The organism is Corticimicrobacter populi, from assembly GCF_003123725.1.
Classification (GTDB): Bacteria; Pseudomonadota; Gammaproteobacteria; order Burkholderiales; family Burkholderiaceae_B; genus Corticimicrobacter; species Corticimicrobacter populi.
On the sequence record NZ_QETA01000001.1, the window covers coordinates 226,465 to 252,543 of the forward strand.

At 62.2% G+C, this 26,079-nt stretch carries 19 protein-coding genes and 2 tRNA genes; 14 read left to right on the top strand and 7 right to left on the bottom strand.

Translation table 11 applies throughout. The features are described 5' to 3' along the window. The first annotated feature begins 1 nt into the window (after position 1). From DD235_RS00995 to DD235_RS01030, 8 genes are read left to right on the top strand one after another with little or no spacing between them, the layout of a single operon-like run. Positions 2–2,773: a DUF2169 family type VI secretion system accessory protein gene (locus DD235_RS00995; protein ID WP_162300379.1), complete on the top strand. Its 2,772-nt coding sequence runs from the start codon at positions 2–4 to the stop codon at positions 2,771–2,773. After that, positions 2,766–3,722 carry a pentapeptide repeat-containing protein gene (locus tag DD235_RS01000; protein ID WP_162300380.1) on the top strand — a complete coding sequence of 319 codons (957 nt, stop codon included), beginning with the start codon at positions 2,766–2,768 and terminating at the stop codon, positions 3,720–3,722. The genes DD235_RS00995 and DD235_RS01000 overlap by 8 nt, the downstream gene beginning before the upstream one ends. 15 nt (positions 3,723–3,737) lie before the next feature. Beyond that, positions 3,738–4,442, top strand: coding sequence for a DUF3540 domain-containing protein (locus DD235_RS01005; RefSeq protein WP_109060204.1), 705 nt, complete (start codon positions 3,738–3,740; stop codon positions 4,440–4,442). An 11-nt stretch (positions 4,443–4,453) separates the two neighbouring features. After that, positions 4,454–4,858: a DUF4150 domain-containing protein gene (locus DD235_RS01010; protein WP_109060205.1), complete on the top strand. Its 405-nt coding sequence runs from the start codon at positions 4,454–4,456 to the stop codon at positions 4,856–4,858. Between the two features lie 20 nt (positions 4,859–4,878). Further along, on the top strand, positions 4,879–5,559 hold the full coding sequence (tssJ, locus tag DD235_RS01015; RefSeq protein WP_162300381.1) for a type VI secretion system lipoprotein TssJ: 681 nt from the start codon (positions 4,879–4,881) through the stop codon (positions 5,557–5,559). 22 nt (positions 5,560–5,581) lie between these two features. Continuing rightward, positions 5,582–6,979: a type VI secretion system baseplate subunit TssK gene (tssK, locus tag DD235_RS01020; RefSeq protein ID WP_109060207.1), complete on the top strand. Its 1,398-nt coding sequence runs from the start codon at positions 5,582–5,584 to the stop codon at positions 6,977–6,979. After that, on the top strand, positions 6,973–7,668 hold the full coding sequence (locus tag DD235_RS01025) for a DotU/TssL family secretion system protein (RefSeq protein WP_109060208.1): 696 nt from the start codon (positions 6,973–6,975) through the stop codon (positions 7,666–7,668). Before tssK ends, DD235_RS01025 begins: the two co-directional genes overlap by 7 nt. Beyond that, positions 7,665–11,603, top strand: coding sequence for a type VI secretion protein IcmF/TssM N-terminal domain-containing protein (locus DD235_RS01030; protein WP_109060209.1), 3,939 nt, complete (start codon positions 7,665–7,667; stop codon positions 11,601–11,603). Before DD235_RS01025 ends, DD235_RS01030 begins: the two co-directional genes overlap by 4 nt. 97 nt (positions 11,604–11,700) lie before the next feature. Here DD235_RS01030 and DD235_RS01035 read toward each other — a convergent pair whose 3' ends face one another. Further along, the gene (locus tag DD235_RS01035) at positions 11,701–12,738 is read right to left on the bottom strand and encodes a DUF3829 domain-containing protein (RefSeq protein ID WP_162300382.1); all 1,038 of its coding nucleotides are present in this window, start codon (positions 12,736–12,738) and stop codon (positions 11,701–11,703) included. 181 nt (positions 12,739–12,919) lie between these two features. Then, on the bottom strand, positions 12,920–14,332 hold the full coding sequence (gene ccoG / locus DD235_RS01040) for a cytochrome c oxidase accessory protein CcoG (RefSeq protein ID WP_109060211.1): 1,413 nt from the start codon (positions 14,330–14,332) through the stop codon (positions 12,920–12,922). Between the two features lie 203 nt (positions 14,333–14,535). On the opposite strand from ccoG, the gene DD235_RS01045 reads away from it, so the two are divergent. The 4 genes from DD235_RS01045 (at position 14,536) to DD235_RS01060 (ending at position 18,957) form a co-directional block, all read left to right on the top strand. Further along, positions 14,536–15,930: an aminotransferase-like domain-containing protein gene (locus DD235_RS01045; RefSeq protein WP_109060212.1), complete on the top strand. Its 1,395-nt coding sequence runs from the start codon at positions 14,536–14,538 to the stop codon at positions 15,928–15,930. An 82-nt stretch (positions 15,931–16,012) separates the two neighbouring features. Further along, positions 16,013–16,483, top strand: coding sequence for a hypothetical protein (locus tag DD235_RS01050; protein WP_146193370.1), 471 nt, complete (start codon positions 16,013–16,015; stop codon positions 16,481–16,483). Positions 16,484–16,607: 124 nt separating this feature from the next. After that, positions 16,608–18,362, top strand: a complete 1,755-nt coding sequence (locus DD235_RS01055) for a sensor histidine kinase (protein ID WP_204524165.1) — start codon at positions 16,608–16,610, stop codon at positions 18,360–18,362. Beyond that, positions 18,325–18,957, top strand: coding sequence for a response regulator transcription factor (locus DD235_RS01060; RefSeq protein ID WP_109060215.1), 633 nt, complete (start codon positions 18,325–18,327; stop codon positions 18,955–18,957). The genes DD235_RS01055 and DD235_RS01060 overlap by 38 nt, the downstream gene beginning before the upstream one ends. 25 nt (positions 18,958–18,982) lie before the next feature. Here the strand turns inward: DD235_RS01060 and rarD are convergent, their stop codons facing one another. Next, complete coding sequence (gene rarD, locus DD235_RS01065) at positions 18,983–19,885, bottom strand: EamA family transporter RarD (RefSeq protein ID WP_109060216.1); 903 nt, start codon at positions 19,883–19,885, stop codon at positions 18,983–18,985. Positions 19,886–19,991: 106 nt separating this feature from the next. Here rarD and DD235_RS01070 point away from each other — a divergent pair, with 106 nt between their 5' ends. Then, positions 19,992–20,483: an Lrp/AsnC family transcriptional regulator gene (locus tag DD235_RS01070; protein WP_109060217.1), complete on the top strand. Its 492-nt coding sequence runs from the start codon at positions 19,992–19,994 to the stop codon at positions 20,481–20,483. A 122-nt stretch (positions 20,484–20,605) separates the two neighbouring features. Here DD235_RS01070 and DD235_RS01075 read toward each other — a convergent pair whose 3' ends face one another. The 4 genes from DD235_RS01075 to DD235_RS01090 all read right to left on the bottom strand — a co-directional run bounded on the left by DD235_RS01075 (position 20,606) and on the right by DD235_RS01090 (position 23,363). Continuing rightward, entirely contained in the window at positions 20,606–21,496 is an 891-nt protein-coding gene (locus DD235_RS01075) for a c-type cytochrome (RefSeq protein WP_239989991.1), read from the bottom strand. Between the two features lie 13 nt (positions 21,497–21,509). Beyond that, entirely contained in the window at positions 21,510–22,871 is a 1,362-nt protein-coding gene (locus tag DD235_RS01080) for a c-type cytochrome (protein WP_109060219.1), read from the bottom strand. 222 nt (positions 22,872–23,093) lie between these two features. Next, positions 23,094–23,178: transfer RNA gene (locus DD235_RS01085), tRNA-Leu, on the bottom strand. A 100-nt stretch (positions 23,179–23,278) separates the two neighbouring features. Further along, positions 23,279–23,363 (bottom strand) — tRNA-Leu (locus DD235_RS01090). 182 nt (positions 23,364–23,545) lie between these two features. Between DD235_RS01090 and rnr the strand changes: the two genes are divergently transcribed. Then, positions 23,546–26,014, top strand: coding sequence for a ribonuclease R (gene rnr / locus DD235_RS01095; RefSeq protein WP_109060220.1), 2,469 nt, complete (start codon positions 23,546–23,548; stop codon positions 26,012–26,014). The last annotated feature ends 65 nt before the right edge of the window (positions 26,015–26,079 follow it).

A 26,079-nucleotide genomic window follows, 5' to 3' on the forward strand; every position in this document is an offset into this window, starting at 1 on the left:
CATGAACATCACCAAGCCCGACAACGTCCTCCTTTTACAGGGATTCGAGCGCCGTGCCGGCCAGTCCTACCTGATCCTGACGGTAGGCTACGTCGTCGACGCCGATGGCAGCCTTGTCAGTGAAAAGGATGCCTGGCAATGGCTGGCCCCGCAATTTGCCGACGAGCCATTTGATCTCGGCCTGCAAAAGCGGCGTGGCACCTTTGGCGTGGCCGGTCGTGCGCATGCGCCCGGTGGGAAACCTGTGCAGCGCATGGCCGTGCAAGCCCGCTTCGGCCCGCTTGAGAAAACCCTGCACGTGATCGGCAACCGTGTCTGGCAGCATGGCCTGACAGGTTGGAACCCTTCCGAGCCTGAACCTTTCCTCAATATGCCGCTCGACCTGGCCCATGCTTTTGGCGGTCCGGAAAATGCCGCCAATCCGCACGGTTGCGGTTGGGTGTCGGCCCATGCTGACCCGGCGGGCATGCCGCTGGCCAACATCGAATGGCCGGATCGACCCGTGATGTCCATCCATGATCGTCCGCGTGTCGCCGGTTTCGGTAACCTGCCGGCCTCGGATCCGCGTCAGGCGGACTGGGCGGGCACGTTCGATGCACATTGGCAGGCCCGGCAGTTGCCCTGGCTGCCCGAGGATACCGATCCGCGTTTCTTTGACCGTCTGGATCAGGATCAGTGTGCCGATGCGTACTGGCAGGGCGATGAGCGCTGGTCGGTCGCGGGCATGCATCTTCAGCAGCCGTTGGTGGAAGGCCGTTTACCGGCTCTGCAGCCACAATTGCTGTGGCTGCAGGGGGCAGCAGGACCATGGGCGGCACGGCCTGTCGCGCTGCCGCAGCGTGCGGCGCTGGCCCTGGATACGGTCTGGCTGTTTCCGGAAAGCCGTCGTCAGGCATTGTTGTATCGGGCCGCCATTGCGGTGCAGCGTGAAGATGCTGGCGATGTCGAGGCGGTGTGGATCGATACGTTGCCGGCAGGGGCGCAGATACCGGCATTGAATATCCAGGCAGCGCGCTGGGCCGAGCAGGTGCCGCAGATGGCGACCCGGCTGATGCCGGCTGCCTTGGCAGGTACTGCTGCCGGGATGGTTGCGACTGCTGCTTCTGTGGTAGAAGCAGGGCAAGGCCACACGAATCTGTCTGGAGAGCAGCCTGCTGTCGCGTCCGGACAGAGTGCGCCGGAGATTGAGGGTAGTTCGCAGGATCTGAATCCGGATGAGGATTCTCCGAACAGCGCCGCGGGACTGGATGTTTCCCTGCCTGAAGCAGAGCCTGCTGGAGCAGAAGCTGTCGCAGCTTCTACCTCAGCCCGGACGGATTGGGCCGACGCGCTATGGAATGAAATTTGCGCCGAGTATGGTGCCGCGTGGGAAGAAGCCCGCCAGACCGTGCTGGAGATGGAAAAAGAGCAGGCAGCGTATGGGGTGAAGTTTCCAGAGGTGGCTCCTTTCGTCGCGCCACCGCGTCCCGGTATGTCTGCGCCGGACAGCATGGGGTTGCCGGTGGACTTCGCGGCAAGCCTGATCCGCGAGGTCGAGGACGCCCTGGCGGAAGGACGCCAGGTCTTTGAGGCTGCGTTGCGTGATGCCTGCGCCGAGCATCCAGAACTGATTGAGTCGGTGTTGGTCAGGGTCGATAGCACGCAGCCGCCGCAGATACCGACCGAAGCGCAGATGGAAGAGATCCTGAGCAATCTTCCCCCCGAGCTGCGTGCCCGTGCAGAAACCGAAATGCAGGCCATGTCGGCACAGTTCGACCAACTGGAGCAGGAGCTGGTGCGGACCTTTTCGCCGGCAGGGGAGACTGCAGCCGGTACGGTAGCAGCGGGACCCGTACAGGCAATGGACGGGGTGGCAGACACGGCGACGCAAGATGCATCCGAAACCGCGTCGGCAGCTTCTGAACCGTTGAGAGCCGCAGCAACGACCGCTTCTTCGCAGGCCCCCATGCTTCGTGGCGAGACGCTGGAAGGCAGGGACTTCAGCCATGCGACTTTGGCGGGTGGGGATTTTTCCGGTGCGGTCCTGACCGGCTGCAATTTTGCCGGTGCCGACCTGACGGGGGCAAATTTCGAAGGGGCGCGTATTGAGGACTGTGATTTCAGCGGTGCCCGGATGGGACAGGTTTGCCTGCGTGATGCCGACATCACGGACACCGTATTCCAGGCGGCAGACTGGCGTCTGGCACAGGCACAGCGCGTCTCGCTGTCAACCTGCGATCTGACGGGCGTGGATGCGACGGGCGCGGATTTGTCGCAAGCCATGCTGGATCGGTGCATGCTGCACGATACCTGCCTGATCGAAGCCGTGCTTGAAACCGCGACCCTGTCGGGTGTGCTGGGCGTGGCGACCGATTTCAGCCGCAGCAGGGCTGTCGGACTGCGGATCGACAGCGATACGCGACTGGAGGCTGCCTCGTTTCGTGCTGCCGATCTGTCCGGTTGCAGTTTCATGCAGAGCCACTTCGAGCGCAGCGACTGGGATGCTGCCAGCCTGCACGATGGGTTGCTGGCCGGTTGTGACCTCAGTGGTAGCCGGGCCATAGGCGTCCGGGCACGGCAGGCCAGTTTCAAGGATTGCCGCATCCAGGATGCAGACTGGCGCCAGGCCGATCTGATGGAAGCAACGTTCGACTACGCCATCCTGCAGCGCGTGAACCTGTCGGGCAGCAACCTGCATGCCGTGCAGACCCGGCTGGCCTGTGTGGAAGGCGTCCGTGTCGAGGGCGCATTGCTGGGCAACAGCCGTTTGCTGCAGGAGCATGCGCATGGATAAGCAAACGATCTTTTGCGATGCAGAGGCGCTGCGGGCACGGGCCGGATCGGGTCAGCTTGCCGGGGTGTCGATGGCGGGAGGCCACTATGTCGGCCTGGATCTGTCGGGCATGCGTTTCGAAGGGGTAGAAGCCAGTAGTGCGCTGTTCGAGGATTGCACGCTGCATGAAACTGCCTGGGAGGGTGGCCGTTTCGACCAGACCCGGTTTGTTCGTTGCGACCTGGCGCACAGCCGTTTCGAAGGGTGCCGGGGCGAGGATGTCAGTTTTGAGCATACCGACCTGGGTGAGACCTGGTGGCAGGGTTGCGTCTTGGCACAGGTGAATCTTGCTACCGCCCGACTGGATCGGATGGCTGCCATGGATTGCACGTTTGCTGCGGTGCGCTGGCCCCAGGAGCTCAGTGGGCTCTGGCTGTCGAACTGTCGGCTACCGGCTGCCAGGCTGGAACCTGGGTCGAACTGGCAGCAGGTACAGGTTCAGGACTGTCAGCTTGAAGACTGGCAGATGGAACATGCGCAACTGAACCAGTGTGGCTTTGTACAGTGTGCCATGGACCGTTTGCAGGCAGCGGGACTGCAGGCACCCTACGCCGCGTTCTGGCGTTGCAGCCTGCGTGAGGCCGTGCTGTCCGGGGCACAACTGGGGGGGACCAATTTCGAGCAGGCGGATCTGGCCGGGGCCGTGTTCGATGCCAGCAACTTGCGGCAGGCACGGCTGGTCTCGGCGCGTACCCCAGGAGCCCGCTTTGTGGCAGCAGATCTGTCACAGGCCGATCTTTCGCATCTGGAGGCGGGAGATGCTGATTTTTCACAGGCGCAACTGGTGCTGGCCAATATGCACGATGCGCATTTCGATGCGGCGTGCCTGACCGGCAGTGACCGCAGTCGCATACGCCCGACGGATGCGGAGCGGCTGCAGGCGCAGCAATGGCGGCCGGCGCACCCATAGACAGGAGAGACAAAAATGAATACGACGACGATGCCGTTCGCTTCTGACACGGCCGACAGCATGGCCGCTCAGTCAGCGGCCGGAGCACAAGGCAGCAGTCCGGGGCGAGCCAGCCTGCACCACGTCAAGGTACAGGCCCTGCAGGGTGATTGCTGCGTGGTGATCTGCGCCGATGGCTTCTATAACCTGCCGGTGGCGGCAGGCTGCCTGCTGCAGCCGCAGCCGGGCGATACGGTGCTGGCCAGCCTGGCCGATGGCCAGGGTTATGTGATTCAGGTCCTGCAGCGCCATGCGGCCGGTACGCCAGCCTGCCTGCGCGTCGAGGGAGATACCGAACTGGACGTGCGCGGCGGCAGCCTGCGGCTGGCAGCCGAGTCCATTGATATGCAGGCCGCACAGGCCTGGCGAGTCCGGGCGCAGACAGGCATGGTCGAGACCGGCCTGCTGTCGATCGAGGCGGCACGCCTGGCGGAATCGGGAGGCCAGCGACAGGCGCACTGGGACAGCAGTACCGAAGTGCTGGCGCGGCAGCAGTCTTTCATAGGCCGGCGGGAACTGTATCTCGAACGTGGCGTGCGGCGCGTGGCGACACACGAGGAGCAGTCGGCCGGTTCGGTGCGGTTGGTGGTGGCGCGTGACTGGCGTGTGCGTGCCGACAGTGCCGATCTGCTGGGTGGCCGACGCGTCAAGGTCGATGCCGATACGGTGCAGCTGGGTTAGCGGAGGACGATATGCAGATGCTGAACAACGGGGGTTCCCAGTGCAGTGCGACGCCGGATGTCTGCAAGGTGCCGACGCCGGCCGGGCCGGTGCCGACGCCGTTTCCCAACCTGGGCACGACACAGATGGCTGATCCGGGCGGACTGGTTCGCAAGGTGCTGGTTGTCAACATGCCGGCACTCAACCTGATGAGCAAGATCACCCTGACCAATGGCGATCAGGCCGGTTCAACCGGCGGCGTGGTCAGCAACCGGATTATGGGCCAGGTGCAGTTCCTGGTGGGCAGCAGCAAGGTCATGGTGGGCGGCAAGCCCGCATTGCGGGTCGGGGCGCAGACAGGACAGAACGGTGCTCCGGCCAATGCGGTCGGCTCGGTGGTGTCACCCAGTCAGACCAAGGTCATGGTGATGAGTTGAGAGGGAAAAGCATGATGAAAATGCCATCAATGACGGAGCGCAGGGCTGGCAGTTCGACAGACCGCAGATTGCCGTATCGGACCCTGGCGCTGTGTGCCTGCCTGGTGTTGTCCGGCTGCGGCATGTTCCAGGGCAAGTCACGCGATGAGGCACTCAAGGAGCTTGCATGGAATTACGCACAGGATGGTATCCGTCTCAACGTGCAGGCTGATCCCATGCTCAATGCCACGGCCGGACAGCCACACATGTTGCTGCTGGTGCTGGCGCAGATGGAAGACCCGAATGCGTTTGCCGCTTATGCCCGACAGCCGGAGCGTCTGGCCGAGTTGCTGCTGGCGGAGACGGCACCTGAGGGCATTCTCGATGTGCAGCGGTTTCATATCGCACCTGATAGCCAGCGTGAAATCAATGTGCCCAGGGTCCAGTCGGCCCGTTATGTCGGCATTGCGGCAGGCTATGCCCAGCTGGAGCCGGCCCGCAGCGCCAGGCTTTACCAGATCGGTGTGGCCGTGGATCGCAGCGGTTGGGTGGTGCGAGACTATTCGGCCGCGCCCGAGGCGCTTGAAATCCGCCTCAGGCTCGGCCCGGAGGGTATTCAGGACAGTCTCAGCATGCGGGCGGAGGACACTGCGCCGGTCCAGCCCGAATCCGGGCTGGTGGAGTTCGATGGCCCTTTCCCGGCACCGGTGATCGCACCCTGATGCATTATTCAAAAGGCAAAAAATGAATCCATTGCAACCCGTGTTCTGGCGCCAGGGACTGTTTCTCCAGCCCCAGCATTTCCAGCACAACGATTATTTGCTGCGCCATCGTCAGAGTCGCCTGTCTGCGCTGACCATGCCCTACGTCTGGGGGGTGGCCGATATGGAGCTGGATGAGGCTGCACTGGCCGACCAGTCCGTGATGATGAACCGCCTGACGGTATTGATGCGGGATGGCCTGCTGATCGAATATCCCGGCAATGCCGTGCTGGAACGCCGCCGTTTTGACCTGTCCCGGCTGGGCGGGGGACGTACGCTGTATGTCGGGGTCCGGCGGATGTTGCCTGACCAGGCCAATGTGCAGGTCGTCGAGCGGATCGAACAGGCAGCACAGGCCGAAACCCGCCTGGCGGCGACGGTGGAACCGGCCGAGCTGCCCGATACCTATGAGCAGGGACCGCATGGACAGGTCGAACTGATGTCTTATGTGGTCAGGCTGTTCTGGGAGGACGAAATCGCCAGCCTGGGACAGTATGAGCTGATGCCGGTGGCCCGCCTTTTCCAGGATGGAGACCAGGCTCGCGTGCAGCACGAGTTCATCCCGCCCTGCCTGAATCTGGCGGCCAGTCCGGCACTGGGCAAGCTGTTGCGCCAGTTGCGTGACGAGGTGGCAGGCCGGGCTCGCCAACTGGAGGTCTTCAAGGTTCGCCAGTCCGGTGCCGCGCATGGCCTGGAGATCGATGCCGGTCATATCGACCTGCTGCTGGCGCTGTCCGTGCTCAATCAGTTCGGGCCGGCGCTGCATCAGTTGATGGAGTCGCCCACGACCCATCCCTGGGAGGCCGATGGTCTGTTGCGGCAACTGGTCGGTGCATTGTCCACCTTTTCCGATCGCTGCAACATGCTGGGCGAGACACGGGACGGGCGCATGCTGTTGTCTGCCTATCGGCACATGGACCTGGGCGCAGGCTTTCATGCCCTGGCGACACTGATCCGAAGCCAACTCAACGAGATTGCGGCTGCGCCGGAGATGCTGGTGCGCATGCAGCAGGAGGGGGCCGCGCCGGGTTACTACGTTGCGGACCTGCCGGAAGGCTTCTTTGGTCAGCGGCATCGCTATCACCTCGTGGCCAGTGGCGAGATGGAGGGCAGCCAGCTTGCCGTCATGATGGTGACGAGCGCCAAGATGGCTGTGCCTGAGCAGATCGAAATGCTGGTCACGCATTCGCTGCCGGGCCTGGATCTGATTCATCTGCCGGAGGCCCCGCGTGGCGTGCCACGCCGCGCCGGCGCGCAATATTTCCACGTCGATACGCTGTCCGATGCCTGGGCTCGTGTCGTGCAGGCGCATCGGCTGGCCTTGTTCCTGCCGGATGCACCGGCTTCCCTGCAACTTGAACTGATCGTCAGCAAATGGTGAATACCGCGTCAGAACATACAGAAAGGCTGGCCGATTTCTGGCTGTCCGTCATGACGCAGGCGCGTCGTGGCTTTATCGCGGCTGCTCAGGCAGATGCCGTTCAGCTTGCTGCGCAGATTTCGGCGGCGCTGGATCAGGCTGCTGCCCGGGCCCATGAGCATGGCTTTGATGCACAGAGCGTGGAGCATGCCCTGTTTGCCACCGTGGCCTGGATCGATGAACAGGCCATGACCACGGACTGGCCGGGGGCCCGGGCCTGGCGGCTGGCACCGTTGCAGCGACGCTATTTCTCGACGACGCGTGCCGGTGCGCAGTTTTTCCAGAGGCTGGATGCCCTGGGCGAGGAAGAAGGTGCGGCACGGGAAGTCTATGGCCTGATGCTGGTGGCGGGGTTTACCGGCCACTATGGCGGTGAACGGCTTGGTGAATTGAGCCTCTATCGTCGGCGGCTGCTCGAACGGCTGCAGGCCGATGGCGGCATGCGTCCGACCAGCCCGGCTCATCCGCTTTTCCCGGCCGCAGAGCCGGGACGTTATGAATCACGCCGCTATGTACGCCGCATGCGGCCCGTGCTCGCCTGGCTGTTGATTCTGGGCGGGCCGGTACTTTTGCTGGTGCTGATGTATATGGCATTCGATTTGTCGCTGGCGGCACAGATCCATGCTCTGTCGGGAGGGAGCCTGTCATGATGCTGCGCATGTACAGAGTGCTGGCCGGTTTGTTGCTTCTGGTTTTGCTTATCGGCCTGTGCTGGCTGTTTGCGATCTATCAGGGCTGGCCCTGGTGGTCGGCCCTGCTGTTGTGCGTTGTCGTGCTGGCGGGCGGTGCCGTGCTGTGCTGGGGCTGGCGGCGCTGGCGCAACTGGCGGCTCAAGCGCCGCTTGGCGCGGGATATGCAGCCAGCCGGTATACGTGTCGATCATGCTGCGTTCGATCGCCAGTGGCAGGCAGGTCTGGCTGTGTTGCGCCAGGCGCGCCATGCCGGGCTGTCTTCCTCGGCGCGGCGTCTGCCCTGGATTCTCTCGCTGGATCTGCATGACATTCCCAGCAAGGCTTTTGCAGGTCTGGCGGTCAAGTCCCTGGCTGGTCAGTCCGATGCCTCGGCGGGGGCTGTCACGCCTGGCTGGTATTTCCTGCGTCACAGCGTCATGCTGCATGCCGGACACGAGATGGTGATGCAGGGAGCAGACCAGCCCGACAGTAGTTGGCGGCGGCTGCTGTACAGCCTCAACAGATTGCGGCGCCAGGAACCATTGAATGGCGTGGTACTGCGCGTCGATACGGCCCGTCTGATGCAGGATGGCGAACTGGCCCTGGCTGAGCTGGGGCGCAGCGTGCGAGTCCGGCTGGATGAGCTGGCACGGGTCATGGATGCGCGCATGCCGGTCTGGCTGGTGATGACGGGGGCCCAGGCCTTGCCCGGCTTGCAGGCCTGGGCGATGGCGCTGGAGGATGGTGTACGCCATGCCGCGCTGGGTACGACCCTGACGCCGGAACAGCGGGAGCAGGCCATCAGTGCGCGGGTACGGCAATTATTTGCCGATATGAATCTGCGTCTTTTCGAGTTGCGGGTGGCGCAGGGCTTGCATGGCCCATTGCCTGCCGATGTGTTCGAGTTCCCGTTGCAGGTTCTGAAACTTGAGGAGCCGGTGCAGCGGATGCTGGCTCCGGCATTCGATGCTTCTCCCTATGCGCCTGCGCCCTTGCTCCAGGGTGTGTATCTGACGGCGCAGGGCAGCGAACAGCAGCAGTGGGTGCCCTGGTTCTCGCAGGCGCTTTACGACACCATCCTGCCTGCCCAGCGCGATGCCTGGGTGCCGCTGGATCGCTGGCGCCAGTCACGGCGTCTGGCCCGCCGTACGGTGGTGGTGGCATGGCTGGCCGTATGTGCCCTGTGTGCGTTTGGCCTGTTCCATTCCTGGCGGCATGTCGGCAAGGAAATCGCCCAGCTGGAGGCACGTCCACTGGAGGGACTCAACTTCGATGATGGACTCGAAAGCGATTTGCAGTCGCTGCATGTATGGCGGGATGCCACTGCGCAATTGCTGCGTGCCGAGCAGGGGTGGCAGAACAGGTTGCCTTTGATGGGATACCTCGCGCAGTTGCACGATGGCTATCGCCAGCAATTTGCCCAGTTGTACCGGCAGGAGATACTGGGCGACAGCCTGGATCCCCTGTTGACCGAGATCCTGCCGGATGTCACCCAGCGTGGCCACGATATCGAACTGGCTGCCTGGGCACAGTACCTGACGCGTCGCATCAACCTGATTCAAGCCCGCCTGGATGGCAGGCCGCTGGCAGGCATGCCATTGCCGGGAGCCGAACTGCGCGAGATTTTCCTGGCGGCAGGCCGTCCGGCACCTGGGGCCCAGGCTGCCATACTGACGGGTCAGCTCTACCGTGACTACCTGCTCTGGCAGCCTCAGATGGCACTGCTGCGCAGCGAACAGGACAGCCTGCGCGCGGCCTTGCTGCAGCTTGGGCTGAGCGCGCGCTCACCCACCTGGCTGCTGGCCTGGGCCGATCTGCAGGGCGATTTGCGTCCCATCACGCTGAGCGACTTCTGGATGATTCCCTACGATCCGTTTGCACCGCAGATCCCGGCAGGTTTGACACCGGATGGTACCCATGCAATCCAGCGCTTTGTCGATGAAATGGCCCAGGCCATGCCACAGGATGGAGCCGCATGGCAAAGTCGTCGCGAAGAACTGGAACGACGCTTCCGACAGGCTTCGTTCGATGCCTGGTATCGTTTTGCCGACAGTTTTCCAGATGCCAGGGGACAGTTGCCGAACGAGGAGGCCTGGCGTAGCCAGGTTGCCCGTACCATGACACTCCAGGATCCCTACGTTTCGGTGATGCGTCATATCACGACGCTGTTCGACGGGATGCCGCAGCAGGACCGACCTGATTGGGTATCGCATGTCATTGAGCTGAGCCGGCTTCTGCAGGCGACCCAGACGGGGGCTGATGCCGATTCGCAGGGCGGGTTGCTTGAGCGGGCCAGGATGGCGGGTACGCTGGGTGGCGCGCAACTGCGCAACCTGACCGCAGGGGCCTCGTTCGAGCAGAGTGCCAGTCAGCTCGAACGCAGTCTGGATACAGTGGGTGATATGCGTCTGTATCGACAGGATGTCATGCAAGCGGCGCAGCAGAGCCTGATGGGCGTGGCGGGGGCTGTCCAGTTGGCCAGCGAAACCTGGAATTTCGGACACGACCCTTCGGTCCAGGCCGGACCGTTGCTGCGGGCGCAACAGGCGCTCGACCTGCTCCAGCAAAGGCTGGGTAGCGACGAGGTTGGTGACAGCGTGGTCTGGGACCTGATGCAAGGCCCATTGCTGCTGACACTCGATTACGTCGCAAAAGCCACGGCCTGCCAACTGCAGTCACGCTGGGAAAATGATGTTCTCGGTGCTGTACAGGGGGTAGCGAGCGCGTCGCTGGTCGATGATCTGCTGTATGGCGAGCGTGGTCAGGTCCCCGCTTTCCTTCAGGGTGATGTCCGTTATTTCATCGACCGGGACACGGTCCGTTACCGGCCGCGCCAGGCGCTGGGCATGACGGTTCCTCTGAATGGACAGTTCTATGCCTTTGCCAGCCTGGCTCAGCAGCAACAGGTGCGGCGCATGCAAGTGGGCCAGCAGCAGGCTGTGGATCAGAAGCGCCAGCAAGTGGATCTGCAGACATTGCAGGAACAGGTGGCCGACCTTGAAAAACAGCAGGCGCAGATGCGTGCCACTGTCGCCAGGGTGCGCCTGACAGGAGAACCGCCGCTGGTGAACCCGGGAGCCCGCCTGTTGCCGCAACAGGTTCGCCTGACGCTGCAATGTGCAGACGGGCCTGTGTCGATCGAAAATTTCAATTTTCCTGTCAGCCGCACGTTTGCCTGGTCTGCCCAGAGTTGTGGCGATACCGTGCTGGAAATCCGTTTTCCGGACCTGACACTGAGTAGAACCTACGCCGGACCTTACGGATTTGCGGATTTTCTGGCTGAATTTGCCGATGGTCGACATGGCTTCTCACCTGATGACTTTCCGGAACAGGCCGCTCGCCTGAGGGCGCAGGGGCTGGAGCAACTGACAGTGCGCTGGCAACTGCAGGATGCGCAGTCGGTGCAATCCCTGGCCGATGGGCTCAGGCAGGCTGCAGGTCAAATGGTGGAACACCAGGCGACCATCCGGAGTGTTCGCGAACAGGAGGTGCAACAGGCTCAGCAAGTCCTGACGCGGGCGGCCGACCCTGGCGCGGTACCGGCTCGGATTACAGGTGTCTGCTGGCAACCCGTGGCAGCGTCGGTTCTGTATGCCGATGTGCCCGCTGCATCGACACCCGGTCAGGGCGATATGGCACAGTCATCCAGCGGGTCGGCGGCACAACCCGCAGGGCAGGAGGCGGCGCAGCCGGGCTGGCTGGTGCAGGTCGGTGTCTTTGCCGCGACCGAGCGTGCGCGTGGCATCCTGCAGACGCTGGGCATTCCCCATTATCAGGAGGAACTGCCTGCCGAGGGTGGGCGATCGATGTTTCGCCTGATGGCTGGGCCGTTCGATGGGCGCGAGCAGGCCCAGGCCATGGTGGCACGCATCGATCGGGCGCTGGCCCTGCGCACCCGTATCGTCAGGCGCTGAATGCAAAAACGGTCATTACCGGTTTGAGGCAATGACCGTTTGGCGACTCGGGAGGCCGCTTCGTACAAGACGGACGGCCCGGCGAACGCGATGGTAATCAGCTGTTCATGCTATCGATGTAGCGGTTGCGGCTGTCGTTGCTGCGGTTGTACTGCTCGACCAGCCGGTTGAACGAATTGATCATGCTGTTGTAATTGCTTTCCAGGGTTTGCTGGTTGGCGATATTGCGGCGCACATCCTTGATATTACTCAGCAGGGAGGATGCATAGCTTTCGAGCTGCGGCCAGAACGGATCGGTAGGATAAGAGGTTTTCTTGTCCGGCCGGATTTCGTCGGGATGGCTGTCTGCATAGGCCTTGGCGGCATCATAGACTTGCTGATAGGTCGTTTCGATCGCCTGCAGGTTTTCAGTGGTCGCGCGATCCTGCTGGATCAGGGCCTCGATGCCGTCGGCAGCCAGGCGGGCTTCCAGCATGAGGTTCTCGGTATGCCACCAGGCATCCTTGCCGTTGCGCTGTTCCATGGCATCCAGCGTCTTGCGCTGCAAAGCCAGATTGCGTGCAGCCACGATTGTATGGATATTGTCGGACGTTGCGAACAGGTTCTGGAACAGAGGCTCGATCTGGGCCTGCAGGGCCTTGCCCTTGGCCATCTTGTCGTCCTCGTAATCATTCTGTGCATAGTAGGTATCGACTTCCTGAACCAGGGGCAGCAATTGCCGCAGGGTCTGGGCGTAATCAGCACCGGCCTTGTCCAGTTCTGCATCGGCAGGTTCGGTCTTGATGACCGCTTCCAGCCCCTCTGCGCAGCTCAGGACGCCGGTATATGGATCGTCGTGCTGTTGCAGCCTGAACTTGGTCTGGAGGTTCCACATGACCATTCTTGCATTGGCCAATTGTGCTTCATAGGTGTCATGGTAACGGGCATAGCTGCCGCGCCACTTGTTGTCCACGCCGTTGACGCAGGTGATGAATGGTCCCATCTTGGTCACGATGGCCGTGTCTTCCTGCGACAGCAGAGGCGTCGTGTCCTGGCTGTTCAGTCCGTTCAGCAACGAGTGGAACAGCCCCATTTTGTAGGCTATCAGGGCGGCAAAAATGGCCACCACGAGCAGGCCATTGACTACTTTCTTCATGCATACTCCAGCAAAATGAAAATGCCCCGGATGTGGGGCAGGGGAGGCCTGGCACATGCGGGGTACGAAATCGCGGCGCAATTGTAACAACACAGGGTTTTCCCTGATTTCATGAAGTAGTAAAGAAAATGGCGCAATTCCCGGAAGAATTGCGCCATTCTGTTGTTATTGAAACTATTTGTTATTGCGGGACGACGAAGCTCGATTTCTCCTGGAGGCCGACTTCATTGCCGCTGGGGGATTTCCCTTCGGCCACGAATTTGATCTCGTGCAGGCCAGACTGTGCTTCGCTGGCCGGCATGCGGACAATGACGGGTTCGAGTCGGTTGGCTGCAGGTTCCAGTGTGATGTGCGATGTCCGCTGTTGTCCGACCAGGACTTCGAGGCCGGGCAGGCCGGTGGCCTGGATGGTCAGCGTCAGGGGTTCTTCGGCCGCATTGATCATCTGCAGGCGGTAGACGTTCTCGATCCAGCCGCCAGGGGCTTCGCGACCCAGGGCACCGCGGTCGCGGATAACGTCGATGCGCAGCGGGTTGCGGGTGGCCAGGGAGCCGATGAAAACGGCGATGAACACCACAATGAGCACTGTATAGACCAGGATGCGTGGTCGGAAGGTATGACGCCGCACTTCCTGCGGGGTCAGTCGTTCCGTGATGGCACGTTCCGAACTGTAGCGGATCAGGCCACGGTCATAGTTCATCTTGTCCATGACTTCGTCGCAGGCATCGATACAGGCACCGCAGCCAATGCACATATATTGCAAGCCGTTGCGGATATCGATGCCGGTCGGACAGGCCTGCACGCACAGACTGCAGTCCACACAATCGCCCAGGCCGGCCGCCTTGTGGTCGGTCTTGCGGGAACGCTTGCCGCGCGGATCGCCGCGTACCGGGTCGTAGGTCACGATGTAGGTGTCCTGGTCGACCATCACGCTCTGGAAGCGCGCGTAAGGGCACATGTACTTGCAGACCTGGTCACGCAGCACACCACCGAATCCCCAGGTCATGAGGCTGTACAGGCCCAGCCAGAACCATTGCCACGGCCCCAGCGACAGGGTGATCAGATCATGGCCAAGCTCGCGGATCGGCGCGAAGTAGCCGATGAACGTGAAGCCGGTCCAGAAGGCCACCAGCGCCCAAAGCAGGTACTTGGTGGATTTCAGGCGCAGCTTGCGGGCATTCCAGGGGCCGTCGTCGAGCCGTATGCGGGCCATCCTGTCTCCTTCGACATGCTTTTCGATCCACATGAAAATTTCCGTGTAGACCGTCTGCGGACAGGCGTAGCCACAGAACAGGCGACCTGCCACCGCCGTAAACAGGAACAGCCCGAATGCGGAGAGGATCAGCAGGAAGGTCAGGTAGATCACATCCTGCGGCCACAGGACCAGACCGAAAATATAGAACTTGCGCGCGCCCAGGTCGAACATGAATGCCTGGCGGTCGTTCCAGGCCAGCCAGGGCAGGCCGTAGAAGATGATCTGGGTAAACCAGACCATGGCAATTCGCCAGTTGGCATACAGCCCCCTGACCGATTTGTTGTAGATCTTGCCGCCCGTGTCGGTCACGGTTGGCTGGATGTCCTGTATCGCCTTCATGGAAATCGTCGCCGACCCATCCGCTTGTGGTTTGGACAGGGCTGAGGGTCCGGGTTTTCGAGAGGCCTCTTCTGCTTTCACGTGATGCTCCGGGTTGCGTTGGATCAAATGTGTATTCCAACATTATGCATACTATTGTGGTGTGATATCGTATTGTAGGTTTTATGTATGTACCATGATTTTTGTCAAGGAAAGAGTCCGGCATGAACCAGGCGCAACCTGAAGGCCCGTGGCGGCCGAGTATCGACCGGACACATGGTCCGCTGTACCTTGCCATTGCAGATGTCATGCAATCGGATATCCTCGCTGGCCGTCTCCGGGGCGGAGATCGTTTGCCGCCACAACGGCAACTGGCTGAACACCTCGATATCGATTTCACCACCGTGACGCGTGCCTATGCCGAAGCGCGGCGTCGCGGCCTGGTCGAAGGGCAGGTCGGGCGCGGTACTTATGTCCGACAGGCTACACCTGCACGGACACAATTGTCACGAGGGCAGGTCGATCTCAGCATGATCATGCCGCCCCGTTTTGATGACGCAGCCGTGGTGGCGCGCATGTGCCGGGGCATGGCCGAGCTGCAGACAGGAGATGTACTGGGGTTGTTGCTGCGCTACCAGGAGGCGGGTGGTACCGAGCATGACCGCGTGGCAGGGGCACGCTGGCTGGCGCGTCGTCTGGATGGTCCGCTTGAAAACAGGCTGCTGGTGTGTGCGGGTGCCCAGGGCGCGCTGGAAATCGTGCTGAACATGCTGGCGGCACCTGGGGATGCCATTTGTGTCGAGGCGCTCAGCTATTCCGGCTTTCTCTCTCTGGCGGCACATCAGGGGGTGCGTCTGTTGCCGATTCCCATCGATGACCAGGGGCTGTTGCCCGAAGCGTTCGAGGCGGCCTGCAAGACCCAGCGCCCCAAGGCGCTGTACTGCAACCCGACCCTGCACAATCCCACCACGGTGACCATGCCGCTGGCGCGACGCCAGGCGTTGATCGATATTGCCCGCCGCTATCACGTACCCATCATCGAAGACGATGCACATGGTGCCTTGCCGCTGCATCCCGAACCTGCCCTGGCGCGCCTGGGGCCGGATGTTGTCTATTACATTGCCGGCCTGGCCAAATGCCTGTCGCCGGCCTTGCGGATTGCCTATCTGGTGTTGCCGGATCCTCGCCAGTTCACTGGGGCCATCCATGCCATGCGCGGTACGGCCGCCGTGGCATCGCCGCTCACCGCAGCGCTGGCGACGCAGTGGATCGAGGACGGCACGGCCGACGCCGTGCTGGAGGCCATCCGGCGTGAGGTCGGGTTGCGTCAGTCTCTCGTGGCGGAGATCCTGCCGGCAGGGACGTTCCAGGCCGATCCCTGCGGATCCCTGGTCTGGCTGAACCTGCCACATCCCTGGACGCGTCGCGAGTTTGTCGCCAGCATGCGTGCCGAGGCGATCGGCGTGGTGGGCAGCGATGCCTTTTCGACCGGCATGCCGCCCGAGGCGGTGAGACTGGGGGTCGGGGTCGCCGCCGATCATGACGAACTGGCTCGCAGCCTGCACCGGGTGGCTTATCTGCTTGCGCATCCGCCTGCGGCCACGACCATGGTGGTGTGAATGTTGAAATGCATGTCGATCTCCTGAGGGCATGCGCTAGAATCCCGGAACCACTGGGTTACAGGATTTCGAGGGACGCTGCATGGCCAGATTGTATGTATCAAGTGCTGCAGTGATCGGACTGCTTTCCGGTTGCGCCTATCTGCATGATTACTCTGCACCGCCGGCAAGTGCACCCTGGCCGGCCTCCCATGCCCGGACTGAGGCAGCAAGGTTGGCGGGCTGCCCCGCCTCGATGGTCTTCAATGTGCCGTCGGCAGGCAATCCCGTCTCGGATGCCGCAACCGTGCTCGAAATCAGGACGGGCCTGCAGACCTCCATGTCGGTGGCGCTGGATCAATACCTGCGCAATCCTTCCCTGGAGGGAGTGATCGTGGTGTCCGACAACAACGCGCTGGCTGCAGCCGTGGCCGAAGCCGCGATGCAACGCTGGACGGGGGCCGTACAGTATCCGCTGTTGTGCGTCGTGGCCGATGCCAACGAAGTGGCTGAACTGGATGCGCTGGCAGTGCGCAAGCACATACGCTTGCGTGGCGTGATCGCGGCAGACTGAGCGCGAAAGTGTGCGGACGGCATGCCAATGCCGTATAAAATCACAGGTTATGAGAACCTGGATATTATCCCTGTTGGCAGTTATATGTTTTGCAGGGATATCCACTGTTCCTGCCGAGGCCGTCGTGTCCGGGCATCAGCCGGCCCAGGCGCGATCCGGCAATACGGTCAGGATCGGCATCCTGGCCTATCGGGGCGTGGAGCAGTCGATCCGCGAGTGGGCTCCCCTGATCGACCACCTCAACCACGCACTGCCAGGGCAGCGTTTCGTGGCCCTCTATCTGGAGCTGGACAATCTGCGCAAGGCCATCGTGGCCGGCAGCGTGGATTTTGTGCTGACCAATCCGGGGCATTACGCCGAACTCGAGGCTGAAGTCGGCATCAGCCGCATTGCCACGTTGCAGCAGGCGTTCAGCCCTGTGGCCGACCAGGCTCTGGGGGCTACCGTGATCGCCGCAGCCGGGCGCCAGGACTTGCAGACACTGGAAGACATGCGGGGGCAGGTGCTGGCCGCCACGTCACAGGAAGGATTCGGTGGTTACCAGATTATCTGGCGCGAACTGGCCGAACTGGACCTCGATCCCGAACGCGATCTGGCTGGGCGTCTGTTCGTGGGATTTCCGATGCAGCGTGTGCTGGAGGCCGTGGCCGATGGCCGGGCCGATGTCGGTATCGTCCGGGCCTGCCTGCTGGAAAGCCTGCCTGACTGGCAGCGCCACTACCGGGTACTGGGCCAGCACGAGCATAGTGCGCTGGACTGTGCAGTGTCTTCGCGCCTGTATCCGGACTGGCCGATGGCGACGTTGCGACATACGCCGCCTGACCTAGCGCGTGACGTGGCCGTGGCCTTATTGCAGATGCCGGATAATCCCCAGGGCATCGCCTGGACCGTGCCGGCCGATTACCAATCGGTTCATGCCTTGTTCCAGGCCTTGCAGATCGGCCCTTATGCGCATCTCAAGGTGCCGACCCTGCAACACCTGGCGCAGCGCTATTGGCTGTTTCTACTGCTGGCAACGCTGGCATTGCTGGGGTGGGGGGGCTATACGCTGAGGGTGGAGTATCTGGTGCGTCAGCGTACATCTGCGTTGGAGCGGGCATTGCAGGAGCGCGAAGCCCTGGAGGCCCGCATGCGGGCAGGTCAGGAACAGGCCGATCACCTGTCGCGTCTGTCCGTGCTGGGGGAACTGTCCAGCACGCTGGCGCATGAACTGAACCAGCCGCTGGCCGGCGTCGGCAATTATGCACAAAGCCTGTTGCGCAGGCTTGATAATGGCAGGCTGACGCCGGAGGCCGTTCGCGAAGCCTCGACCGGTATCATGTCGCAGGCGCAGGCGGCCGAGGGAATCGTGCGGCGTATCCGGGGTTTCGTGCGCAAGCGCGCCGGCCTGCGCGAGATCCATGCCTTGCCTGCACTGGTGCAGGATGCCGTGGCGCTTTTCAGCGGCATGCTGTCGCAGGCTCCGCATATAGAAATCGATGACCGTCTGGCACCAGGTCTGCGAATCATGGTCGATCCGTTGCAGATACAGCAGGTGGTGCTGAATTTCCTTAAAAACGCGCTGGATGCGTTGCGTACCGCATCGCCGGACGCGCAGCGTATCGATATCGTGCTCGAAGCCTGTGGTGCATGGGTCTGCCTCCGTGTTCGTGATCGTGGCGTCGGCATGAGCGATGCCCAGTTGGCGCGTTTGTTCGAGCCGTTCTACACGACCAAGGAAGATGGTCTGGGGCTGGGGCTGTCCATTTGCAAGAGCATCGCCGAAGCGCATGGTGGCCAGCTTTCCGGTGCCCGTCCGGACGACGGTACGGGCATGGTTTTTTCCCTGTGTTTACCTGTCTATGAGCGAACCGCAGAATCTGTCGATTTACCTGATTGATGACGATGCCGCCTTCCGGCGGTCCCTGGTATTCCTGCTGGAGTCGGTTGGCTGGCCGGTCGTCGAGTACGACAGTGCTGCAGCCTTCCTGTCGCAGCATGCCGTACCGCCGGAGAACCTGGGGTGCCTGCTGCTAGATATCCGCATGCCGGTGATGAGCGGGTTGGCTCTGCAGCAGCAGTTGCGCCGGATGGGATGGGAGTTGAGCGTCATTTTCATGACGGGCCATGGTGATGTCGAACTGGCCGTGGAGGCCATGAAGACCGGTGCCTGCGATTTCCTGGAAAAGCCCTTCAAGGACCAGGCCTTGCTCGATGCCGTGGATCTGGCCGTGCGCAAAAGCCGTGAGGCCTTTCGACATGCCGGTCGCCGTGCCCAGGCTCGGGCCGCACTGGAGCGGTTGTCGCCGCGCGAATGCGAAGTGGCGCGCCTGGTAGCGCTGGGGCAACCCAACAAGCAGGTGGCCCGTGAGCTTGGCATCAGCGAGAAAACGGTGCACGTGCATCGCCAGCACGTGATGGAAAAGACCGGGGTGGGCAGTGCGGCGGAACTGACGCGCCTGATGCTGGCGGCAGATGCCACCGCGCTGGACTGAACGACAAACAGCGCGGGGGCGGAATTCAGGTGTACAGCGCGCGCTTGCCTTTGCGCAGTACACAGCCGCCTTCGATGATCAGGGCCAGTACCGCCAGCCATATGGCGGTATAGGTAGGCCATTGTGCGGCGGGAATGGTTTCGCCCAGCAGCAGGGAAGCGGCCACCAGCAGTACCGGTTCCACGTAGAGCAGCAGCCCGAACAGCGTCAGGTTGAGCCGGGGGGCGGACAGTGCCTGGCAGCCCAGTGCCGAGGCGCTGATGAGGCCAAGCCCCAGGATCAGCCAGGGCAATGCTGCCGGTGCCTCCGGTGGCAGCAGGTTGCCATCCTGGAGGATGAAAAACAGGCTGGCCGGCACGCTCAGCAGCATGTCTAACCAAAGCGCCCCCAGCGTATTGGTATCGGTTGCGCGTCGCAGCCAGAAATACCCTGGGTAGCCCAGGCAGACCAGCAGAGCGGGCCAGGAGACGCTCCCGGTCGCGACAACCTGGGCAGCGATGCCGGCCATGGCCAGCAGGCAGGCCAGCAACTGCAGCGGCGTGATCCTGTCGGCGAAGGCGAAGCGCCCCAGGATCACCATCGAAATCGGCAGCAGGAAATAGCCCAGCGACACATCCAGCCCATAGCCGTTGATGGGAGCCCACATGAACAGCCAGAGCTGGGTGCCGAGCAGGGCCGCAGACAGCAGGCGCTGCAGCCAGAAGTGGCGTTCCGTCCGCAGCCGTGCGAACAGGATGCGGACTTCGTGCCAGCGTGCCGTTGCAAGGATCAACAGTGTCAGGCAGGGCAGAGTCAGCAGCATGCGCCAGCCATACACTGCTTCGCCCGTCAGTGGCTGGAGCAGGCTGGTATATGCATACAGCACGGCAAACAGCATGGAGCCGAGTACGTTGAACAGGACGCCGGCCGAGGCATGGCTGGGTGACATGTGATGTCCTTCATGTAAGGCAAATGGAAACAGGGTGGGTAATATATTTCTTCTGCTGCGATAATTGGCCTTGTTTTTGAGTGCTTATTCGGGAAAATTTATCGTCATGAGCCTGCCTTCAGCCTCCCCTCTCGATAGCTTTGATGTGACCCTGCTCGATGCCCTGCAACTGGACAATGGCCGGCCCCTGCGCGAATTGGCTACCCTGGTGCATCTGTCCACGGCATCCGTGCAGCGGCGGCTCCAGCGTTTGCGCAAAGAGGGCTATATCCTGGCCGATACCGCCGTGGTCGATCCGGATCGCGTCGGCCAGGTGATTACGCTGATTGTCGAGGTACATGCCGAGCGCACGCAATCCGTGGACCTGGAGGACATGAAGCAGTCCTTCTCGGGGCCAGAGATCCAGCAGTGCTATTACGTGACGGGCGAGGCAGACTTCCTGCTGGTCCTGACCGTGGCCAGCATGACCGTCTATCAGCAGATTGCCCAGCGCCTGTTCCATGACAATCCGAATGTCCGCTCCTTTCGGACGACCGTGGCCCTGGAGCGGGTCAAGACAACCTTGCATGTACCGCTGGAAACGCTGCGCAAGTCATAATGGACCATCGTCTGTGGCTGGGCCTGGCGGGATGAAAAAACCGGCCTCCCTTGCGGAAGGCCGGCCGCGCCTGCGAACCATGGAGAGCGTACAGGCGCTAGGGGATGGTCGGTGGCAGGCACTCAGTAGCGTGCGTCCTTGGGGCGCTTCGACGGGTCGGGCCAGTCATTGACCTTGGCTGGAAAGTCGGGACGCGGCTGATGGGTGAAATAGCCGGCCACGTCCACTGCTTCCTGGTCGGACAGAACGTAGCCCTGGCCGAGGCGGCCATCGGTGTGGACGCCGACCGGCATGCTGGTCTTGACGAATTCGGCGGCCTTGTACAGCCGGGCCATGCCGGCACCGATATTGAACGACAGGTCGCCCCAGAGTGGCGGGAAGATGAATTCGCCTGCGGCATCCTGCAGGCCCTGACCCTCTGCGCCATGACAGGAGGCGCACTGGGCGACATAGATGCGCCGGCCGTTTTCCATATCGGGAACCAGCGTCGTGTCGACTTTGCCGATGCCCATGCCCTGGACCAGTCCGTGCTCGGGGATATCTTCCGACAGCCAGTCCATGTAGGCGATCATGGCGGCCATCTCACGCGAACGCTTGTCCAGCGGCTTGCCATTCATGGAGCGCATCATGCAGCCGTTGACACGATCTTCGAGGGTGACGACGCGGTTGGCACGCGGGTTGTACTGGGGAAAACGGTGGGAAATGCCGACGAAGGGCGATGCAAAGGGGACTTTGGCCTCGCCCAGGTGGCAACTGGTGCAGTTCATGGCTGCGCCGACATTGTTGGGCAGCAGGCGGCGGGTTTCGACCATCAGGCGTCGGCCGTAGTCGATCAGTTCGCCCTCTGGACCGGCAGGCATGTCGCTGTTGCGCGGGGCCACGAAGGGGACGGGTTCGGGGCGCGGGGTTGCCTGGTCCGCGGCGTGTGCCGCCAGGGTGCCGATGGTGGCTGCGGATGCAAAAAGCAGGCCCAGCAGGCGAACGGGTGTCAGGGCGGGAAGATGGGCTTTCATGATGGATTCCATTTCATTGCGCGCGCGATGCGGCACTTGGGACATGGCTGGCGGCAGGGGCGTCGAGCTGTTTGCGCTCGCGGCTCACATCGGCGGCGGCGACAGCCTGGGCCTGGTTGCCCCAACTGCTGCGAATGAAGGTGAGCGCCTCTGCCACCTCCTGGTCGGTCATCTCATGCAGGGCCGGCATGGCAAAGGCCATGGCATCGTGCTGCGTGGTGGCCATGCGGCCGCCTTGCAGTACGACACGGATCAGCGAGCTGGTGTCGGTTGCCAGGATCGAGGGATTGCCGGCAAGCGCCGGGAATACGCGGGGGGCACCCATACCGTCCTGGCGATGGCAGCCGGCGCAGAATTCGACGTATTCACGCGAGCCGGCACGGTCGTAGACGCCTGCCTGCAGCGCATCGAAAGCGCCATCGTCGGCAATCAGTGCACTTTGGGCTGACGTGTCCGAGGCATCCCTGGCGGGCAGTGATTTCATGAATTTCGCCATGGCATAGAGATCGCTGTCGGTCAGGTATTGCGTGCTGTGGCCGACTACCTCGGCCATGGCCCCGATGGCAGCCCCTTTGGCGGTACGGCCGGTCTTGAGCAACTCGACGATTTCTTCCACGCTCCATGTGCCCAGCCCGGCAGCATGTTCGCCCCGCAGGCTTTTCGCATACCAGCCATCGATTTTCGAGCCTGCCAGGAATGCGTTGCCCTCGCTGCTGCTCAGGGCCTTTTCCTGCAGGGCGATGCCGCGCGGGGTATGGCAGGTGCCACAGTGGCCCAGGCCTTCGACCAGATAGGCCCCCCGGTTCCAGACACCATCCTCGTTCAGGTCGGGCGTGAAGGGTTTTGCGTTCGAGAACAGGGCATTCCAGATGCCCAGCGGCCAGCGGGCCGACAGATACCAGGGCACTTCGTCCGGCTGGTTGGCGTGTGCCACGGCCGGTACCTCTTCCATGAAGTAGTCATACAGCGCCTGCATGTCTTCTGCCGTGATGCGGGCGTAGGAAGGGTAGGGCATGGCGGGATAGAGGCGGCGTCCGTCGGATGTGACTCCGTGCCGCATCGCCTTGTCAAATTCCTCGAAGCTGTAGTTGCCGATGCCCGTGTCGGCATCGGGCGTGATATTGGTTGAATAGACCCGGCCCAGATAAGGCATGTCCAGTGCGAGGCCGCCTGCCATGAAGTCGCCACCCGGGGCGGTATGACAGGCAACGCAGTCGCCGACACGCGCCAGGTAGGCACCGCGCGACATGATTGTGGCGTTTTCTTCGTCGGCCTGGGCGGCCGGCAGATGACAGAGCGCCAGCGCAGCCGGCAGGATACGCGCAAGCAGAAGGCCGGCGCGTGCCAGGGGCCTGAGGGAGGCGGTGAGTCGCATGATACTTTCCTTGCCTTGGTGTAATGACAGGAAAAGGTTACGCGAGCAATACCCATGCCGCTATTGGGGTGATAAGTCACGCGAATAGACGGTTCTGCAGAGGGCAATAGGTAATTTGATCTATCCGGCGACTTGGCTGGAGGCCGTGCGGCAGGTATGGTCGTAAAAAAACCCGCACGTGCGGGTTTTCTACATATTCATCAGAGATGAATCCTTGGAATTTGGTGCCCAGAAGAGGACTCGAACCTCCACACCCGAAGGCACTAGCACCTGAAGCTAGCGCGTCTACCAATTCCGCCATCTGGGCGTTCGTGCAATGCACGCGTACTGCAGTCCGTTATCAGAAAATTCGCATGCTGCGAATTGCTGACTGTGTTTCTGGCGAAGTGAAACACAACCGGAATACTTGGTGCCCAGAAGAGGACTCGAACCTCCACACCCGAAGGCACTAGCACCTGAAGCTAGCGCGTCTACCAATTCCGCCATCTGGGCACTGCACTCTGTGCTCGTTGCCGTTCACAGAAGAATGGCATTATATGCAGTTCGTGGCTGGTTCTGCAAGCCCTGTGTGTCATTTTTTTATTTTTTTGCTGCGCAGGGCGTTCCTGACGTGTATCTTTGCTACAACTGAGCCTTGAATCTCTACCTTATATATATTGACGCAACCTCTGCTTATGCCACAACTGCCTCCCGGTTTCGATCCTGATGTCCCGACGCGCGAAGCGATTCTCCAGGCCCTGCGTGATGCACCATCCCCGCTGTCGCCCGAAGAGCTGGCGCAGCGCATGGGGCTCAAGCGCCGGGCCACGCTCGACGGCTTCGAGCGCCGACTCGGTGCCATGGAGCGAGACGGGCAACTGATGCCCAACCGCAAGGGGGTGCTCTTGCTGGCAACCAAGCTGGACTTCGTGGCTGGCAAGGTCGTAGGGCATCGTGATGGTTTCGGCTTTCTGGTGCGCGAGGATCGTGCCGGCCCGGATTTTTTTCTGTCCCCTCGGGAGATGCGCAAAGTGCTGCACGGGGATCGTGTGCTGGTCAAGCCCACGGGCGAATATCGTGGCAAGCCGGAAGCGACCATCGTCGAAGTGCTGGAACGTCGCACGGCCCGCCTGGTGGGGCGATTCCTGGATGAGCGCGGTGTGCACATCGTGGTGCCGGAAGACCAGCGTATCAAGCACGATATCCTGATTCCGCCGGATGAGATCGGTGATGCTGAGCATGGCCAGGTTGTCACGGTCGAGATTACCGGACAGCCAACCCGCCACAGCCAGCCGCTGGGGCGCGTGATCGAGGTACTGGGCGAGGTGGACGATCCCGGTATGGAGATCGAGATCGCGGTACGCAAGTTCGACGTGCCCGTCGAGTTTTCCGAGGCAGCGCAGCGTCAGGCCGGCAAGCTGCCGGAAGAAGTGCGCGCGTCCGATCTCAAGGGGCGCGTCGATCTGCGCGATCTGCCGTTCGTGACCATCGATGGCGAAGATGCGCGCGACTTCGACGATGCTGTCTATTGCGAAGTCATCGATCTGGGTACGGGGGGACGCAAGCGGCCCGGCTGGCGCCTGCTGGTGGCGATTGCCGATGTCAGCCATTACGTGCGGCCCGGCGATGCGCTGGATCATGATGCCTTCGAGCGAGGCACCAGCGTCTATTTCCCGCGCAGGGTGATCCCGATGCTGCCCGAGGCACTGTCCAACGGCCTGTGCTCGCTCAATCCCTCCGTCGATCGTCTTTCGCTGGTGTGCGACATGGTGATCCCGGCCACGGGGGCCAAGGCCGGACAGGTGTCGGCCTACCAGTTCTACGAGGCCGTAATCCACTCGCATGCCCGTACAACCTATACCGATGTGTGGGAAGCGTTGCAGCACGACAGCGGCCCGGCGGCGCGTGCCATGCAGCATGTGCTGCCGCAGCTCCAGGGTCTGTACGAACTCTATCAGTTGCTGATCCAGTCTCGCAAAAAGCGTGGTGCCATCGATTTCGATACGGTCGAGACCCGTATCGTCTGCAATCCACTGGGCAAGATCGAACAGATCGTACCGATGGTGCGTAATGATGCGCACAAGCTGATCGAGGAGTGCATGCTCGCGGCCAACACCTGCGCAGCCGATTTCATGGCGCGCAGCAAGCATCCAGGGCTGTTCCGCATTCATGAGGGGCCCTTGCCCGAAAAACTGGCTGATCTGCGCGAGTTCCTGCGTACGCTGGGCCTGACACTGGGTGGGGGGGACGAGCCGGCTGCCAGCGATTATGGTGCGACCATCCAGGCTGCGCGCGCACGCCCAGATTTTGCACTGGTGCAGACCATGTGCCTGCGCTCCATGCAGCAGGCGATCTATAGTCCTGACAATGTCGGCCACTTCGGTCTGGCCTATCCGGCCTATACCCATTTCACGTCTCCGATCCGGCGCTATCCCGACCTGCTGACGCACCGGGTCATCAAGGCGCTGCTCAAGCGGGAACGCTATGTCCCCGATGCCATCGTCAAGATGGTGCCGGTGGGGACTCGCAAGGAAAGCGAGCACGCGCTCTGGGAGCGCCAGGGCCTGATGCTGTCGGCTACTGAGCGCCGTGCCGATGAGGCCTCCCGCGATGTCGAGGCCTGGCTCAAATGCTGGTTCGTGCGTGAACGGGTGGGCGAGGAATTCAGCGGCAAGGTCACGGGTGTGGCCGGTTTCGGTATCTTCGTCACGCTCGACACCCTCCACGTCGAAGGGCTGGTGCATGTGTCCGAACTCGGCAGCGAGTATTTCAGCTTCAACGAAGCCCTGCACGAGTTGCGTGGTGAGCGTACCGGCATGCGCTATCGCCTGATGGATGCCGTTCAGGTGCAGGTTGCCCGCGTCGACCTGGAGGCGCGCCGGATCGAGTTCCGGCTGGTCGAGGGTACCGGATTCCAGGCGCTGAACAAGGCAGCGGCCCGCCAGTCCCAGCAGGAGCAGGGGGGGCGACGCATCAAGAAAGCAGCAGGTGCCAAGCCTGAGGCGCTCAAGGGCACCACGGCCAGCCAGCGCCGTGCTGCTGCGCGCAAGGACGCCAAGGATGCCCGTCAGGTAGAGACCAGGAAGCGTCCGGACGAGCATGTGCCGGCCAAGTCCGGTGCGCGCAAGGCGGCTGCCAAGCGGGGCGGCCGCGGCAAGAAGTGATGGTGTAATGTATGCCATGCCGATTCTCCGGACGGAGATCGGCATGGTGATGGATCTATTGAGTC